Source organism: Photobacterium rosenbergii, assembly GCF_003026455.1.
Lineage (GTDB): Bacteria > Pseudomonadota > Gammaproteobacteria > Enterobacterales > Vibrionaceae > Photobacterium > Photobacterium rosenbergii.
The window spans coordinates 90,061-102,882 of the sequence record NZ_PYMB01000016.1 but is presented as its reverse complement, the minus strand read 5'-3'; the positions used below and the strand labels follow the sequence as shown (position 1 = coordinate 102,882).

The following is a 12,822-nucleotide window of genomic DNA, read 5'->3' as shown; positions in this document are numbered from 1 at the left end:
GGGAATCGATAGATTCTTGAACTGCAGCAAGCTTAAACTCATCAGAAAAACTTCGTCGACTTACAACTTTCATATGAACACCTCTTATTCCTGATAAAGAGGTGTCTACTTTTAGGGAGTCACATCAGGTCCTGGGTCCTGGGTCCTGGGTCCTGCAAGCAGCATTCACTTATAGCTGCAATAAATCAAGCTTCTGCTTTTCGCTTTTCGCTTTTCGCTTTTCGCTTTTCCTAGAGCCTAGGGCCTGCTCTTCCGAGGACCTACTCTTCCAAGGCCCCCGTTCCCTATTTTCCTAGGGCCAAGCGTTTTGCCGAAGGCTAAAACGCGAAAAGCCGCTGATAAATCAGCGGCTTTTCTAATATGGCGGAGAGATAGGGATTTGAACCCTAGATACGCTATTAACGTATGCCGGTTTTCAAGACCGGTGCTTTCAACCACTCAGCCATCTCTCCGTAAGTGCGGTGGATAATACGGACTTCTAGGATGGCTGTAAAGAAGAAAAACTTTACTTATTGCCTAAGCGGTCACTATCACGCCATTACGGCGAAAATCGGCGCCTATGTCTTCTTTTCAACCAGAAAAGCGTGACATTAATGAAGAAAAGACTGATTTTGCGTCGTCTTCAATAATGTTACCGTGCGCTACGATGATTTTGTCGAATTGCCATTGCTCAACACTTTGGAGAAAACGGTTGAAAGCCGCTTTGTCTTTGATGGTAAAACTCATCTTGAGAAGCGGATGGATACAACGGCCTTTGAAGCCAATAGGTTCAAATACGAATTTGGACATAGCACCTGCAAAGCCTGACTTATTTGGGTTTTCAGGGTAGTTTTGCACCAAATCAGTCACAATCAGCGACGATGAGCGAGAGTGGAAGAATATGGTTTCGTTTAATGAAGGAACCGAAGGCATGGTTTGCCATTCAAGATCATCCTGCCAAACATTCTCCATACCGCGCTGAAGGATATGGTAGTTGGAAAGCGGCACTTTACGTGGAATTCCTGCACTGACGTAAACTTCCGCATCGGGATAAACATCAATCCAGTCTTGCAGCCATTTGCTATGGTGGTTATTGGGGGCAACCAAGTAACGAACAGAACCGAGAGTATTTATCTCTTGTTGTAACGAAGTAGAGATAGCCGTTGGTGAATGTACCCAAAGTTGACCGTCTTGAAGCCGAACAATGGTCATCCTCAAACCCAACTTAGTACCCAACATCTTCATTGAGTCTTCATGAACCCAGATTTCGTCGCCTATCTGTCGCATGCCTTCCCCGCTAGTTAGTTGTTTATATTCAACTTATCTATCTACTAACTATAGTGCCAGAGGGCGCAGCAAAGGCATGCTTTTGAGATCACAGAATCGCCAATCTACATTAACAAATAGATCAGATATAAGGTTTCACTTCTAATAGTGACTCAACAATCGATGTTGCACGAGGTACCACATCTTCCGCTGGGACTAACAAATCCGGAATCATAATCGCCTGGCAACCGGCATCAAGACCCGAGCGCATACCATTGTTCGAATCTTCCAACACCAAGCAATTGGCTGGCGCAATATCTAGTTGGTTGCTCGCCATCAGGTAGCAGTCCGGGGCTGGCTTTCCGTTTTCTACACCTTCGGCGGTTACCATGACATCGAACTGGGAGATGTAGTCGCTACCCGCGAAGTGATGTTCGACCTTATCTCGAGGGGAAGAAGTGACAAGCGCACATTTCAACCCTTTTTGTTTTATCTCAGCAAACAGTTCGTCAAAACCAAGCTTATAGGGAATACCTTTGTCTTGCTCGGCCTTGAACATCGCATTCCTGACTTGGCAGAAGCGCTCTAAATCAATGTCATCACCAAACATTTTTGCCACCCGGCGCTCACACTCGACATCCTGCACCCCGATAAATGACTGGTAGTCAGCATCGGTTATCACCAAGTCTTGCTCTTCGGCGGCATATTGCCAGCAGGCCTTGTACAACCCTTCGGTGTCAAAGATCAGGCCATCCATATCAAACAATACCGCTTTTACTTCTTTCATATCCTTCCTCAAAGTTGTTGTGTGCAGGGAGTTGTCAGCGCTAGGTCATCACATCGTAATTTCCAATCGGTTTCCTTCAGGGTCAAGCACTACGCTCTCGTAGTAGCCATCGCCGGTACGCCGTGGATCATCAACAACGTTATAACCATCTTTGGCTAAACGCGCGGTTAATGCATCGACCTCTTGCTCGGAGCCAACCGACATTGCTAGGTGTATCAACCCAGTAAACTGTGCCATTGGATCATCGGCTGTCATGGGAATGGCATCATTGTGCATGATTTCCAACCGCGCCCCTTTGTCAAAACTCAAGAAATAAGAAGAGAACCCTTTCTTGACATTGACGTACTTCGCATTGGATACCGCATTAAAGTAGGTTTGGTAAAAAGTGCGCATGGCTTCAAGATCACGCACCCACATAGCAACATGTTCAATTTTCATGATATTTCCTCAACGTCATTAACTGGCACTATTCACCGTTGCGAAAGTCGGCAACCGGCTGGTTTGATATACTCATTTGTTCAACTGACACCTTGCAGCCAGCCTGCCTAGGTGCCTGAGCGGCCACACCCACTTGCAACTGCGGAGACCAAGGCAAGCCAAACTTACGGACAAACCGCCACTGTTTACCATCCAGGCTGTAATGCAGTCCGATCATATTGCCCTTGCGGGTAATTCGCAGGTAAGCCTCTGGGCTTTGAAGAACTTCGTTATTGGTATCATCAGACCACCCGTCGGTGACAACCGACACAATCGATATCCCGCCATCCGCACACTTTTCTATGCAGATTTTTGCCCAGCATTCGGCGCTTTCCCGAACCATCAATGCACCAGCATCGAACAATCCAACCAATTGGCAATCCAATTTGGCCTGGAATGTGAAATCACCAGATAAGCGAGTGAAATAAAAGCTTGCAGAATCTGCAATGGTAGACTCGAAAGAACGGATACAATCCGTTTCTCCCTGAGGCTCAATCAATAACTGATCTGAGGTTTGCTCAACGCGCTTTGGCGGGTTATACCATTCAAAGCGCTCAAATAGGGCTTGTTGAGAGTGCGTCATACGTTGATTACCTCGATATCTAGCGCTGCAAAACCGATGACTTGCTCAGGCGTTGCATCAGTCACCACCACATCAAGTCGGTCAGCGGCAACGACTTTGTATGGAGAGCGCTTATTGAGCTTTTGCTGACTCGCCAATACAACAACCCGACGGGACTGGTTGGCCATGGCGAACTTGACCTCAGCTTCAGCCATGTCATCGGCGGTAAGTCCGAATTCACTGTCTAGTCCACACACGCCGAGCACAGCCATATCAGCAGAGATGTTTTCTATCGCTCGCACAGTCATAGCGCCGGTTGCGATGGCACCTGATGGATGGATACGTCCACCCAGCAAAATGGTCTCGATATTTCTCTCGAGCAAAACGGTTGCAACAACAGGTGACGGGGTTATCACTGTAATTGGGCTGTTGACCGGAATGGCATTTGCCATTTTCAATATCGAGGTCCCGCCATCTAGGAACAAGGTGTCGACACTTTCGATTAAAGACTGCAATGAAGATTGGCACCCCGCCAGCCAGGTATCGGCATCTTTTACCCTATCAATGAAAGGCCTCGCGGGAACTGATCCTGCAATGGCTCCCCCTTTTACCCTTTTAAGCGCGCCCTGCTGCTCAAGTGCAATCAAATCGCGTCTGATGGTATCAAGGGAAACCCCTAACTCTTCAGCAGCCTCTTTGGCGATAAGGGTCTTTCCTTGCTGAATTTGCTCCAAGAGCCAATTCTGCCGGGTCACCGGGTTGTTCAAATCAAGGGATGAATCTGCCATAAGCTAATCTCATAACGGTGCGATAGCCTGCATTTTAAACTGCAAAAACCTGCAGATCAATGCAATAAAACGCAAAAACACTTACGAAAAATTATCTTCACTGACCATGGACGTCTAAGTAATGCATTTTTTTGCAAAAAAAACAAACCAACAAAGATATGGAGTGAGTAGCTGATTTATGAAAGCTTGTAATTAGGAAAGGAAGCATCCCAACCGTTAAATTGTCAGGATGCGTCTGAGGAGAAAATATAAAGATTTGAATCAATCAAAAGCGATTTTTCTGAAATGAGGGTTATCGATCTGAACTTCCAGCATTGATATCTCTTCAAGCACTACCAGCTGTGTCGTAACGTCTTCTGTTTTTATCTCAATACATTCCTGTTTGTCTTCGTTCCATTTTGTATCTAATGCGGTGCCGAGCACTTCTTCTCCCGACCTCATGGTCAACTTGATGGGATAACGATACATACAAGCAAGTTCGACATAGTCGGTTTGATGGCAGGTAACCATTTGCGTTCCTTTTCTACTTTGCCTATTAGGCTCACTGGTATTGGGCAGACGTAATGAACTGACCAAATGTTTCACACCAAACAATCACGGTATTGTACTGGGCAATATCAACACTTTCGTCCAACGGCAACATGAATTGATTAAAGGTTTTGATATCACCGACTTTGACCATTGTTGATTTCAGGCGGTTGAAGTCATCTTCTGTTTCAACAAACTCGGGCGATAGATATAGCTTGTAATCTGGCCCGGGCGCTAACTCACCCATAAAGCTGATACTGTCTGTTGCCAAGGCGACCTTGCCCTCTCCCCAATGGAGAAAATCACTGTCTTGACGTTCTTTATCAAAGGTACCAGTAAATTGTGCTTTTGCCTCAACCGACTGGATAGTGGATACCGAAGGTGCCTCCGGCGCAATCAAAATGGGGAGCGCATAAATACCCAACGCAAAACCGATCCCAACCGCTATGATATGCGTTGCCAATAAACCGAAAATTCGCTTCATCCCTGCCTCCTTGCAGCAGCTAACTAAGTGTAATCACATACAATTGAACTATAGCAAAAACAGCAAGGTAGCTATGACTTTGCAAGCAACATTCTACAATCGAGTCTTCGAAGCTAGAGCCTTCTCTAAAAGGCGTAGCATTGCCTGTCGAACAGGCCCCTCGGTATGACGGCGGGTTTGGATCACATCTACGGTGGTTAACCAACCGTCCGGCTCGAAGGCCAGATCCAATACAACGAGTTTTCCCTGCTCAACGAAAGGCGCGGCCAGTCGTTCGGGGACTATCACCCAGCCCAAGCCTTGAGCAGCTAACTCCAATAGCAATTGGTGGTTACTCGCGTACCAAGCTTGAGTGCTAATAGCATAGGAGAACCACAACTCTTTACCACTGGAAGAGCGCTGTACAACCTGCCGGTAATTGCGCAGGTCGCCATCTTTGAGGGCCGTTTTATGGGCCAATGGATGGTCAGGCGATGCTAGGGTCAAAAACCGGTTATAACCAACCGTGGCAAACTCGGTATCTTCCAACATTTTTCCGTCAGAATAGACAACACCAACATGTGCCCGACCTTCACTGACCATGGTTTTGATGTCAAAAGTGGAGGCAGAGATAAGTTCAATATTGGTCATCGGAAACTGCTCACCCAATGTGACAAGTTGCGCTAGTAAAGCAGGTTCGAGAACGCTCTCTTCTATTGCCACCACGAGCTCATGCTCTTGATCAGCATCGAGCGCCATGACTTTTTGGTCCAAGCGCTGTTGCTGCAGCAATATGGCTCGGGCAATCGGCAACAATGCCTCTCCCTGTGAAGTGAGCCTCGGGATATTACTGGAGCGGTCAAACAAGGTTTGATTTAACGCGATTTCGAGGTTCGATACCGATTGGCTAACCCCAGATTGCGCCCGTTTATATTTTCTTGCTGCTGCCGAAAAAGAACCACACTCACAAACGGCGACAAACATTTTCAATTGTTCAAAGCTGTACATTAATAATTGGCCACTTCCTACGTTACCTATTCACCCAGCAAGGCTATCACTATTCGTGATAGCTGCTAACTTTCACCCAAAAAGAACTTTGCTACTCTGCTACCAAAAGAGGTACTGAATACTAGTTTATTCAGGAGTCCCTTACCAACGTAAATAGAATCAGAGTATCAGGATAAATGATAGAAAAGCTCTGAACTTAACACCTGCCGGAGCTACTATGAATATTGACCAAGCGCTTGCTCTCATCCACCGAGGAACAGAGCAAATTACCCCTGAATCAGCACTGATTGAAAAATTACAAAAGAGCCGCCCTTTAGTGGTGAAACTCGGTGCAGATCCTACGGCGCCCGATATCCACTTGGGGCATACTGTTATTTTGAACAAGCTAAGGCAGTTTCAAGACTTGGGCCACAAGGTTGTCTTCTTGATCGGCGACTTTACCGGCAAAATTGGCGATCCAAGTGGTAAGAACACCACCCGCCCACCACTGACGACAGAGCAGGTCCTTGCCAATGCTGAAACCTACCAACAGCAGGTGTTCAAAATCCTTGATCCGAACAAAACCGAGATCGTATTCAATTCACACTGGCTGTCCAAACTTGGTGCAGAAGGCATGCTCAAACTTAGCGCCAGTCAGACTGTCGCCCGAATGCTGGAACGTGAAGATTTCAAAAAGCGCTTTGCCCAGCAGCAACCCATAGGTATCCATGAGTTTATCTACCCGCTCCTTCAGGGATACGATTCAGTGGAATTGAAAGCTGACATCGAACTAGGCGGAACGGACCAGACCTTTAATCTGTTGATGGGCCGAGAACTGCAAAAGCAGTACAACATGGAGCAGCAAGTGGTCATCACCATGCCTTTGCTCGTTGGCCTAGACGGGGTAAAGAAAATGTCCAAATCGGCAGCCAACTACATCGGTATTAGCGAATCGCCGCAGGAAATGTTCGGTAAGCTGATGTCTATATCCGATGACTTGATGTGGAACTACTTTGAATTGCTCTCATTCCGCCATATGGATGAAATCAAACAATTTAAGCGAGATATCGAAACCGGACGTAACCCGAAAGAAGTCAAAGTACTGCTGGCAAAAGAGATCGTCACACGCTTCCACTCCGAGTCAACAGCAGATAAAGCTGAAACCCAGTTCAACCAACGCTTTGCCGCCAAAATATTACCTGACGACCTACAAGCGATAGAAGTTAAGCAGGGCTTGAGTATCAGCCAGTTGCTCAAACAGGCAGGGTTAACCTCGTCAACCTCAGAGGCAATGCGTTTAATCAAGCAAGGAGCTGTAAAGGTAGATGGCGTCAAAATTAAAGACCCAGCCCTAATGCCTTTGCTAGGCGAAGAGGTGTATCAGGTTGGGAAGCGTCGTGCGGCCAAAATACGAGTCATCCCGCAATAGTGCTATATTTCTATAACAAGGCCACCTTCCGGTGGCCTCGATTTATTCTGATAATGCGAGCTTTACTGCCGCTTCCGCATGGATTTTTGTAGTGTCATACAAAGGTACATCGGTATCTTGAGATGAGATTAACAAAGCAATTTCGGTGCAACCTAAAATTACCGCTTCGGCCCCTTGCTCAGACAAGGCTTCAGTGATCCGGACATATTCCGCACGGGAGTCACCTTTAATCACCCCCTTACACAGTTCATCGTAAATGACCTTGTGAATGATTTCCCTGTCTGGCAAGTCAGGGACGACCACCTCTATACCGAATTGCTCGGTTAACCGGTTGATATAAAAGTCTTGCTCCATGGTAAAACGTGTTCCCAGCAATCCGACTTTCTTAATACCATCAGCTTGTAATTCATTTGCCGTAGCATCAGCTATATGGAGCAACGGAATAGACATCACTTGCTCGATATCTTTTGCGACTTTATGCATGGTGTTTGTACAGATCAGCAAGAAATCTGCACCTGCAGCCTCGACGGATTTTGCAGCCACAGACAGAATTTCAGCTGTCGCAGCCCAGTCACCGGCATGCTGGAGCTTCTCGATTTCGTCGAAGTTTACACTGTAAAGCGCCACCTTCGCCGAATGTAAGCCCCCTCGTTCATGCTTAACCCCTTCGTTAATTGCCTTGTAATAGCTGGCTGTCGACTCCCAGCTCATTCCCCCCAGCAGCCCAATCGTTTTCATGGCGTGTCTTTCCGTAATATTTTGCCAAACATATATCCACTATTAGCATTGTTAGATAGCGAAAAACAAGCAATTATAAGACAACCAATACAGACACAAGGAAAGTGCGAGTGATACAACCAGCAAGGTTTCGGGATATCTCAGACATTATTGCCCTTACCGGGCGAGCTATCAGGTCCTGTATTGACGAGCCTGCAGATGTCCAAGATGGGCTTATCGCCAGTTGTGCCGACAGTGTGATGTGGTGGCGGCAGCATCCAGACTATTCAATACATTATGTTTACCGTGTCGATGACGCAGTAGTCGGAACCATTTTGGTCAAAGAGTACTGGAACTTATCCAATTTATTCGTTGACCCTGCATACCATCACCAGGGTATCGCCCGTAAGCTGATCTTAAAAGCCCTTGATGATTGTAAACAGCTCTCCCCCAAGCAAGCGATTCACCTTAACGCCTCAAAGTATGCTGTAAACTTCTACCAAAAAATGGGGTTTGTCCCTAATGGTGAGCCAAGGGACTTACCCGGCGGTTGTTTTCCATTTATCTACAAGTTTCCTCAAACTCCATAAAGTACTAGCGCAACCGACAATCCAAAGGTCACCATCGCAGGCACACCATCCCGCCAGGTATCAAACCATAGGTGGCAGGCAATGGCCCCCATTGAGACAGTAGTTAGCAGCGCTGCCCCAATCAGGGCTGTTGTCGTTGCTGTCGACGCTCCCACCAGCATCGGAGTAATGATCATAATCGCAGATACGAATTCCAATACACCGACTGCGAACATCCAGTGTCGGTTGAGACCATACTTCACGAAGAAAGCTAGCTGGGTAGTAAAAATCATCTTCTGCCAACCTAATATTTTGATCGAACTTGCAAACAAGAAGAAAGCGGCAAGAAGAGAAGTGATGATAGTCTGAGTAATGGTCATGATATCTGCCTCAAAATGTAAACTTGGGACAATCATAAACATTCCAATAGCACTGGATATACAGTTAAAATTGATTACCAAACATTCCAGACTGGAATAGATATGGACAAGCTAGACTGTATTCGCACCTTTACCAGAGTCGTACAACTCGGCAGCTTTACCGCTGTCGCCAATAACCACAACATCACCCAGGGCAGCGTAAGCAAAAAAGTGGCCTGGCTAGAGCAACACCTTTCGATATCACTGCTTCATCGAACCAGTCGCCAATTATCATTAACTGACGCGGGTGAGGCCTATTACCAGCATGCCCTTCGACTGTTGGAAGATCATGATAACTTCGAGGCTAAATTAAAAGGTGAACAACTAAAAGCAAAAGGAAGGCTGGCCTTATCCATGCCAACATCGCTTGGTTTGCACCTCCTTGCCAAACCCATTGCTGACTTCATGGCATTGCACCCAGACGTTGATATCGACCTATCTCTCAATGACCAGCATATTGATCTCTATCGCGACAACGTCGATATCGCTTTTCGCGCTTCTTTCCTTAAGGATTCAGGACTCAAGGCAAAACAGTTGATTGACAACACTATGGTCTACTGTGCCTCGCCAGATTACATAAATCGTAAAGGCTTGCCACGACACGCTAGTGAACTCACGAAACACCACTGCCTAACTTACTCGCTGGCCCACCCTTCAAATGTTTGGAACTTCATCAACCGAGATGGCAAGTCAGAAAAAGTGTCCTTGAGTGAGCATTTTCGCAGCGACAACCCAGAAATGCTGTTGAAAATGGCCACTTTAGGGCAGGGAATCACCTTTTTGCCTCAATGGATGGTTTCCCCTTATGAAAAGACAGGCGAGTTAGTTGAAGTGCTAACCGATTACCAACAGCAGACTATCCCTCTTTATGCCGTATATAAAGCCAGCCAGTCTCAACCTTTTCGCATCAGGGCATTCATCGACTTTATTACAGATGCAATGAAAGCAGAAGGTTGCTGAAACCAGTTGCCAAAGCTTATTGAACACTGTATTAATAGTCTTTTGCACCTCGGAGGTTAACGATGTTCACCATTTGCCAGTTTTTCAAGCGGAGAGCAATTCGACAATACATAAAGACACTCAGCCCAGCGTTGTTGACATCCTATGGTCCCAGAGAAACCTATACCGATGGGCAAATCAATGCCGTGCTCAACGCATCAGGCCTTAGCCTCCGCTATGCGCAATATGCTCACGCTCTTTTTGGCAATCAACACCCAACCCTGCACCAAGAGTTGGCCAATGGCTTATTTGAGGGCAATACCTTCAACGCACTAGATATCATTGCTATTGCCAAGCCCTCTGGTTGGAAAGGAGGGGCCAATACCGACAACCTTTCAAATCATTATGGGCAAAACAGCAGATACTAAGAAGGTAATAATTATATTAATTGGCAATGGGTTATTTTATAGCTGCAAAATACAGAAAGCCTACTGCCTGCCTTAATAGGCACCTAACATATAAAAGCCCAATAATTAATACATACCTATTATTAGATAAAATTAATTTTGGGCATTCACAATAAATAACGCTTTAATGCCACCAGTCTCTTGGCAGGTGATATACCAAATTAAGGTTTATAGTATCACCTTTAAAATTTGCCCCAGAAATCCCAAAGCTATCATCAAATGCTCTAGCCCACTCTACAGAGAGTTCCAGTGCATTACCTTTACTAATACCTATACCGACACCATAAAGAAAATCAGTTTCACTCTCTGATTCAGAGGCAAGCTTTCCTTTTGTGCGACCAACACCAGCAAGTAGATAAGGCTTAATGTACCTATCTATTGGTAGTATTGCTCTTCCCAGAATATTAAAATGATTCTCTGCTTCTATTGATACTCCCAAAATTTCATCGTCTGAGATATTGCCATAACCTCGAAACTCAACGGCAAAATTACTATTAAACTGATAGCCAATAATGACCCCTAAAAGCTCACTATCAAAGGAAGTACTACCAACACCATCGACATCGACTTCGACATCAATAAAAGAGGCGCCGATACCTAAATACATATGCGGTTCTACCTTATCAAAATGCCTAATTCCAAAATCTGCACTGGCACTGAAAGATATGAGCAATAGAACAAATAGAGCGCTGATTTTTTGATAAATCATCTTCATTTTCTTATCATCCTTGTTATTGGTATGCATATATATTTATATTGGTTAGAACCCCTTTTTGCCAATTTACGGATCAGAAAAAATCATTACTTCACATTTCTAAAGAAGGCACATTCCTGCTTTAGCATATTCACCGTTGTTATGATGACATCCTTTGATAATAGGAAGATGAACTGAGCACTCCCACCGTGTCCTTATATTGATATTTTTAGTCTTTATGTTTGTAATGGGCATCCAATCATATCCCTACAATGGCTTCCGACATTAACAACAGCTAACAGGAGCCTTGATATGCCTTTCCAAACTAAAATGACAACAGAGTCAGCGGCATCAATTACTTCGAACTCCACACGCCTGCCTATCAGCTTGGTGGTTGACGAAAATCACCCAGCCTACCAGTGGGCCAAGAAACAATCAGACTCAGTCAATGCTTTTGGCCACATAGGTACCCATATTGACTGCTACACCAAAGTACCGCAGTACAGCCATTACACCACCGGTACCATTGTGGTCGACTGCACCCAGACCATGCCCAGCATTGATACTATCGAGAAGCTTGATATTGCTGGAAAGTCTCTGGTGCTATTTACCGCAAACCTTGAGAAAAACAGCTACGGCACACCGGAGTATGGCAAAGCGGATACTACACTCGATAGCGATGTGCTCGATGCGATCCTCGACAAACGACCAGCATTCATTGTCATTGATAGCTACGGGATAGGAGCACACGGTGATGAGCACATCAGCTTCGACAAGCGTTGTGAGGATAATGACTGCTTTGTGATTGAGAACGTGGTGTTGAACCAGCAGACGGCAAGCAATCTCACCCAGCTTGATATTCAGTTTGACGTAACAGGTGCCTCAACGGGTAAACGCTGCGAAGTCACAGCCGTCCTGAGCAATATGGAGCAGCAATAATGGCAGTAACACTTAAGCAATCACTATTGGCGAAAACAACCACGCCCTTTAGGCTGGTTGGCATGGAATGGCTCAACGCCCAGACCATGAGCTTAAAGCTGCAACCCGAGCAGCCTTATCCTTATCGAGCTGGGCAATACTTAACTTTGCCGCTTCCAAGCAGCCAGAAAACGATGCCGTTTTCAATCGCCAGCCGGCCTAGCAAAGAAAGGTTGGATCAAAACAGCGATCATATCGAAATACAGGTTGGTGGTGTTATGCCCGATTCGGAACTGGCCGTTGATATCAGGCAATTTCGCACCCAGTGGCTAAACCAGCAGCCCTTGTATCTCGGCCAAGCTGCCGGAGAGGCTTATTTCCGCGATACTGGCAACTCCGTCATCATCGTTGCCGGTGGGTCGGGATTTAGCTATGCCAAAAGCATCGTCTATGAAGCCTTGTCACTGCCAATAGCGGTCGATATCACCTTGTACTGGGGTGCAAAAACCATTGCCGACTTGTATGAACACAACACAATGGTAGCGCTTGCCAACCAGCATCCGCATTTTCACTATGTGGCTGTTGTTGAGAAGCTTCCCCAAGGTAACTCATGTAGCGGTAATGCAGTCGAGTTGCACCAAGGTCAGTTGCTAGATATCTTTTTTGCCAACCAAGACTTGCAGGCCCATCAAGATATTTATATCTGTGGGCGTTACCAGATGGTCCAATCGGCTTATCGGAAAATGGTGGAAACCAATCCTGAATTAGCCAGCCGCATTTACTCAGATGCACTTCCACCCGTTCACAAAAGATAAAAACAGAACCTACTAACA

Annotated in this window: 17 protein-coding genes and 1 tRNA gene; 6 read left to right on the top strand and 12 right to left on the bottom strand. The window is 45.9% G+C overall.

Annotation, left to right across the window (positions count from 1 at the left end):
• Positions 1 to 361: 361 nt before the first annotated feature.
• From C9J01_RS21770 to C9J01_RS21730, 9 genes are all read right to left on the bottom strand, one after another.
• Positions 362 to 452, bottom strand: a tRNA-Ser gene (locus C9J01_RS21770).
• Positions 453 to 570: 118 nt separating this feature from the next.
• Positions 571 to 1,266: a DUF4336 domain-containing protein gene (locus C9J01_RS21765; RefSeq protein WP_107300243.1), complete on the bottom strand. Its 696-nt coding sequence runs from the start codon at positions 1,264 to 1,266 to the stop codon at positions 571 to 573.
• Positions 1,267 to 1,387: 121 nt separating this feature from the next.
• The gene (locus tag C9J01_RS21760; RefSeq protein WP_107300242.1) at positions 1,388 to 2,032 is read right to left on the bottom strand and encodes an HAD family hydrolase; all 645 of its coding nucleotides are present in this window, start codon (positions 2,030 to 2,032) and stop codon (positions 1,388 to 1,390) included.
• 48 nt (positions 2,033 to 2,080) lie between these two features.
• A complete protein-coding gene (locus C9J01_RS21755; protein ID WP_107300241.1) occupies positions 2,081 to 2,470 on the bottom strand; it encodes a VOC family protein in 390 nt (129 codons plus the stop codon).
• Positions 2,471 to 2,498: 28 nt separating this feature from the next.
• The gene (locus tag C9J01_RS21750) at positions 2,499 to 3,092 is read right to left on the bottom strand and encodes a DUF1349 domain-containing protein (protein WP_107300240.1); all 594 of its coding nucleotides are present in this window, start codon (positions 3,090 to 3,092) and stop codon (positions 2,499 to 2,501) included.
• Positions 3,089 to 3,859 (bottom strand): DeoR/GlpR family DNA-binding transcription regulator, encoded by a 771-nt coding sequence (locus C9J01_RS21745; protein ID WP_107300239.1) that lies wholly within the window; start codon positions 3,857 to 3,859, stop codon positions 3,089 to 3,091. The genes C9J01_RS21750 and C9J01_RS21745 overlap by 4 nt, the downstream gene beginning before the upstream one ends.
• 261 nt (positions 3,860 to 4,120) lie before the next feature.
• The gene (locus C9J01_RS21740) at positions 4,121 to 4,369 is read right to left on the bottom strand and encodes a Rho-binding antiterminator (protein WP_107300238.1); all 249 of its coding nucleotides are present in this window, start codon (positions 4,367 to 4,369) and stop codon (positions 4,121 to 4,123) included.
• A gap of 31 nt (positions 4,370 to 4,400) precedes the next feature.
• On the bottom strand, positions 4,401 to 4,871 hold the full coding sequence (locus C9J01_RS21735) for a DM13 domain-containing protein (protein WP_107300237.1): 471 nt from the start codon (positions 4,869 to 4,871) through the stop codon (positions 4,401 to 4,403).
• Positions 4,872 to 4,964: 93 nt separating this feature from the next.
• Positions 4,965 to 5,858 carry a LysR family transcriptional regulator gene (locus tag C9J01_RS21730; protein ID WP_107300236.1) on the bottom strand — a complete coding sequence of 298 codons (894 nt, stop codon included), beginning with the start codon at positions 5,856 to 5,858 and terminating at the stop codon, positions 4,965 to 4,967.
• A gap of 217 nt (positions 5,859 to 6,075) precedes the next feature.
• Here C9J01_RS21730 and tyrS point away from each other — a divergent pair, with 217 nt between their 5' ends.
• The gene (tyrS, locus tag C9J01_RS21725) at positions 6,076 to 7,266 is read left to right on the top strand and encodes a tyrosine--tRNA ligase (protein WP_107300235.1); all 1,191 of its coding nucleotides are present in this window, start codon (positions 6,076 to 6,078) and stop codon (positions 7,264 to 7,266) included.
• A 42-nt stretch (positions 7,267 to 7,308) separates the two neighbouring features.
• Here the strand turns inward: tyrS and C9J01_RS21720 are convergent, their stop codons facing one another.
• The gene (locus C9J01_RS21720) at positions 7,309 to 8,004 is read right to left on the bottom strand and encodes an aspartate/glutamate racemase family protein (protein WP_107300234.1); all 696 of its coding nucleotides are present in this window, start codon (positions 8,002 to 8,004) and stop codon (positions 7,309 to 7,311) included.
• A 110-nt stretch (positions 8,005 to 8,114) separates the two neighbouring features.
• Here C9J01_RS21720 and C9J01_RS21715 point away from each other — a divergent pair, with 110 nt between their 5' ends.
• On the top strand, positions 8,115 to 8,573 hold the full coding sequence (locus C9J01_RS21715) for a GNAT family N-acetyltransferase (RefSeq protein ID WP_107300233.1): 459 nt from the start codon (positions 8,115 to 8,117) through the stop codon (positions 8,571 to 8,573).
• Here the strand turns inward: C9J01_RS21715 and C9J01_RS21710 are convergent.
• A complete protein-coding gene (locus C9J01_RS21710; RefSeq protein WP_237157039.1) occupies positions 8,561 to 8,968 on the bottom strand; it encodes a DoxX family protein in 408 nt (135 codons plus the stop codon). The two genes, C9J01_RS21715 and C9J01_RS21710, sit on opposite strands and share 13 nt — an antisense overlap.
• Positions 8,969 to 9,034: 66 nt before the next feature.
• On the opposite strand from C9J01_RS21710, the gene C9J01_RS21705 reads away from it, so the two are divergent.
• Both C9J01_RS21705 and C9J01_RS21700 read left to right on the top strand, forming a co-directional pair.
• Positions 9,035 to 9,931: a LysR family transcriptional regulator gene (locus C9J01_RS21705; protein WP_107300232.1), complete on the top strand. Its 897-nt coding sequence runs from the start codon at positions 9,035 to 9,037 to the stop codon at positions 9,929 to 9,931.
• A gap of 62 nt (positions 9,932 to 9,993) precedes the next feature.
• Positions 9,994 to 10,338 carry a DUF6559 family protein gene (locus C9J01_RS21700; protein ID WP_107300231.1) on the top strand — a complete coding sequence of 115 codons (345 nt, stop codon included), beginning with the start codon at positions 9,994 to 9,996 and terminating at the stop codon, positions 10,336 to 10,338.
• Positions 10,339 to 10,501: 163 nt separating this feature from the next.
• Here C9J01_RS21700 and C9J01_RS21695 read toward each other — a convergent pair whose 3' ends face one another.
• A complete protein-coding gene (locus C9J01_RS21695; RefSeq protein WP_158264585.1) occupies positions 10,502 to 11,092 on the bottom strand; it encodes a porin family protein in 591 nt (196 codons plus the stop codon).
• A gap of 291 nt (positions 11,093 to 11,383) precedes the next feature.
• Between C9J01_RS21695 and C9J01_RS21690 the strand changes: the two genes are divergently transcribed.
• On the top strand, positions 11,384 to 12,010 hold the full coding sequence (locus C9J01_RS21690) for a cyclase family protein (protein WP_237157038.1): 627 nt from the start codon (positions 11,384 to 11,386) through the stop codon (positions 12,008 to 12,010).
• Positions 12,010 to 12,804, top strand: a complete 795-nt coding sequence (locus C9J01_RS21685; protein WP_107300229.1) for a ferredoxin reductase domain-containing protein — start codon at positions 12,010 to 12,012, stop codon at positions 12,802 to 12,804. The genes C9J01_RS21690 and C9J01_RS21685 overlap by 1 nt, the downstream gene beginning before the upstream one ends.
• The last annotated feature ends 18 nt before the right edge of the window (positions 12,805 to 12,822 follow it).

What these genes read in the sequence shown, in the direction of transcription:
- C9J01_RS21760 (WP_107300242.1), bottom strand. Translation starts at nt 2,032, where the DNA reads ATGAAAGAAGTAAAAGCGGTATTGTTTGATATGGATGGCCTGATCTTT.
- C9J01_RS21765 (WP_107300243.1), bottom strand. Translation starts at nt 1,266, where the DNA reads ATGCGACAGATAGGCGACGAAATCTGGGTTCATGAAGACTCAATGAAG.
- C9J01_RS21750 (WP_107300240.1), bottom strand. Translation starts at nt 3,092, where the DNA reads ATGACGCACTCTCAACAAGCCCTATTTGAGCGCTTTGAATGGTATAAC.
- C9J01_RS21700 (WP_107300231.1), top strand. Translation starts at nt 9,994, where the DNA reads ATGTTCACCATTTGCCAGTTTTTCAAGCGGAGAGCAATTCGACAATAC.
- tyrS (WP_107300235.1), top strand. Translation starts at nt 6,076, where the DNA reads ATGAATATTGACCAAGCGCTTGCTCTCATCCACCGAGGAACAGAGCAA.
- C9J01_RS21740 (WP_107300238.1), bottom strand. Translation starts at nt 4,369, where the DNA reads ATGGTTACCTGCCATCAAACCGACTATGTCGAACTTGCTTGTATGTAT.
- C9J01_RS21695 (WP_158264585.1), bottom strand. Translation starts at nt 11,092, where the DNA reads ATGAAGATGATTTATCAAAAAATCAGCGCTCTATTTGTTCTATTGCTC.
- C9J01_RS21705 (WP_107300232.1), top strand. Translation starts at nt 9,035, where the DNA reads ATGGACAAGCTAGACTGTATTCGCACCTTTACCAGAGTCGTACAACTC.
- C9J01_RS21710 (WP_237157039.1), bottom strand. Translation starts at nt 8,968, where the DNA reads ATGATTGTCCCAAGTTTACATTTTGAGGCAGATATCATGACCATTACT.
- C9J01_RS21730 (WP_107300236.1), bottom strand. Translation starts at nt 5,858, where the DNA reads ATGTACAGCTTTGAACAATTGAAAATGTTTGTCGCCGTTTGTGAGTGT.
- C9J01_RS21690 (WP_237157038.1), top strand. Translation starts at nt 11,384, where the DNA reads ATGCCTTTCCAAACTAAAATGACAACAGAGTCAGCGGCATCAATTACT.
- C9J01_RS21735 (WP_107300237.1), bottom strand. Translation starts at nt 4,871, where the DNA reads ATGAAGCGAATTTTCGGTTTATTGGCAACGCATATCATAGCGGTTGGG.
- C9J01_RS21745 (WP_107300239.1), bottom strand. Translation starts at nt 3,859, where the DNA reads ATGGCAGATTCATCCCTTGATTTGAACAACCCGGTGACCCGGCAGAAT.
- C9J01_RS21685 (WP_107300229.1), top strand. Translation starts at nt 12,010, where the DNA reads ATGGCAGTAACACTTAAGCAATCACTATTGGCGAAAACAACCACGCCC.
- C9J01_RS21720 (WP_107300234.1), bottom strand. Translation starts at nt 8,004, where the DNA reads ATGAAAACGATTGGGCTGCTGGGGGGAATGAGCTGGGAGTCGACAGCC.
- C9J01_RS21755 (WP_107300241.1), bottom strand. Translation starts at nt 2,470, where the DNA reads ATGAAAATTGAACATGTTGCTATGTGGGTGCGTGATCTTGAAGCCATG.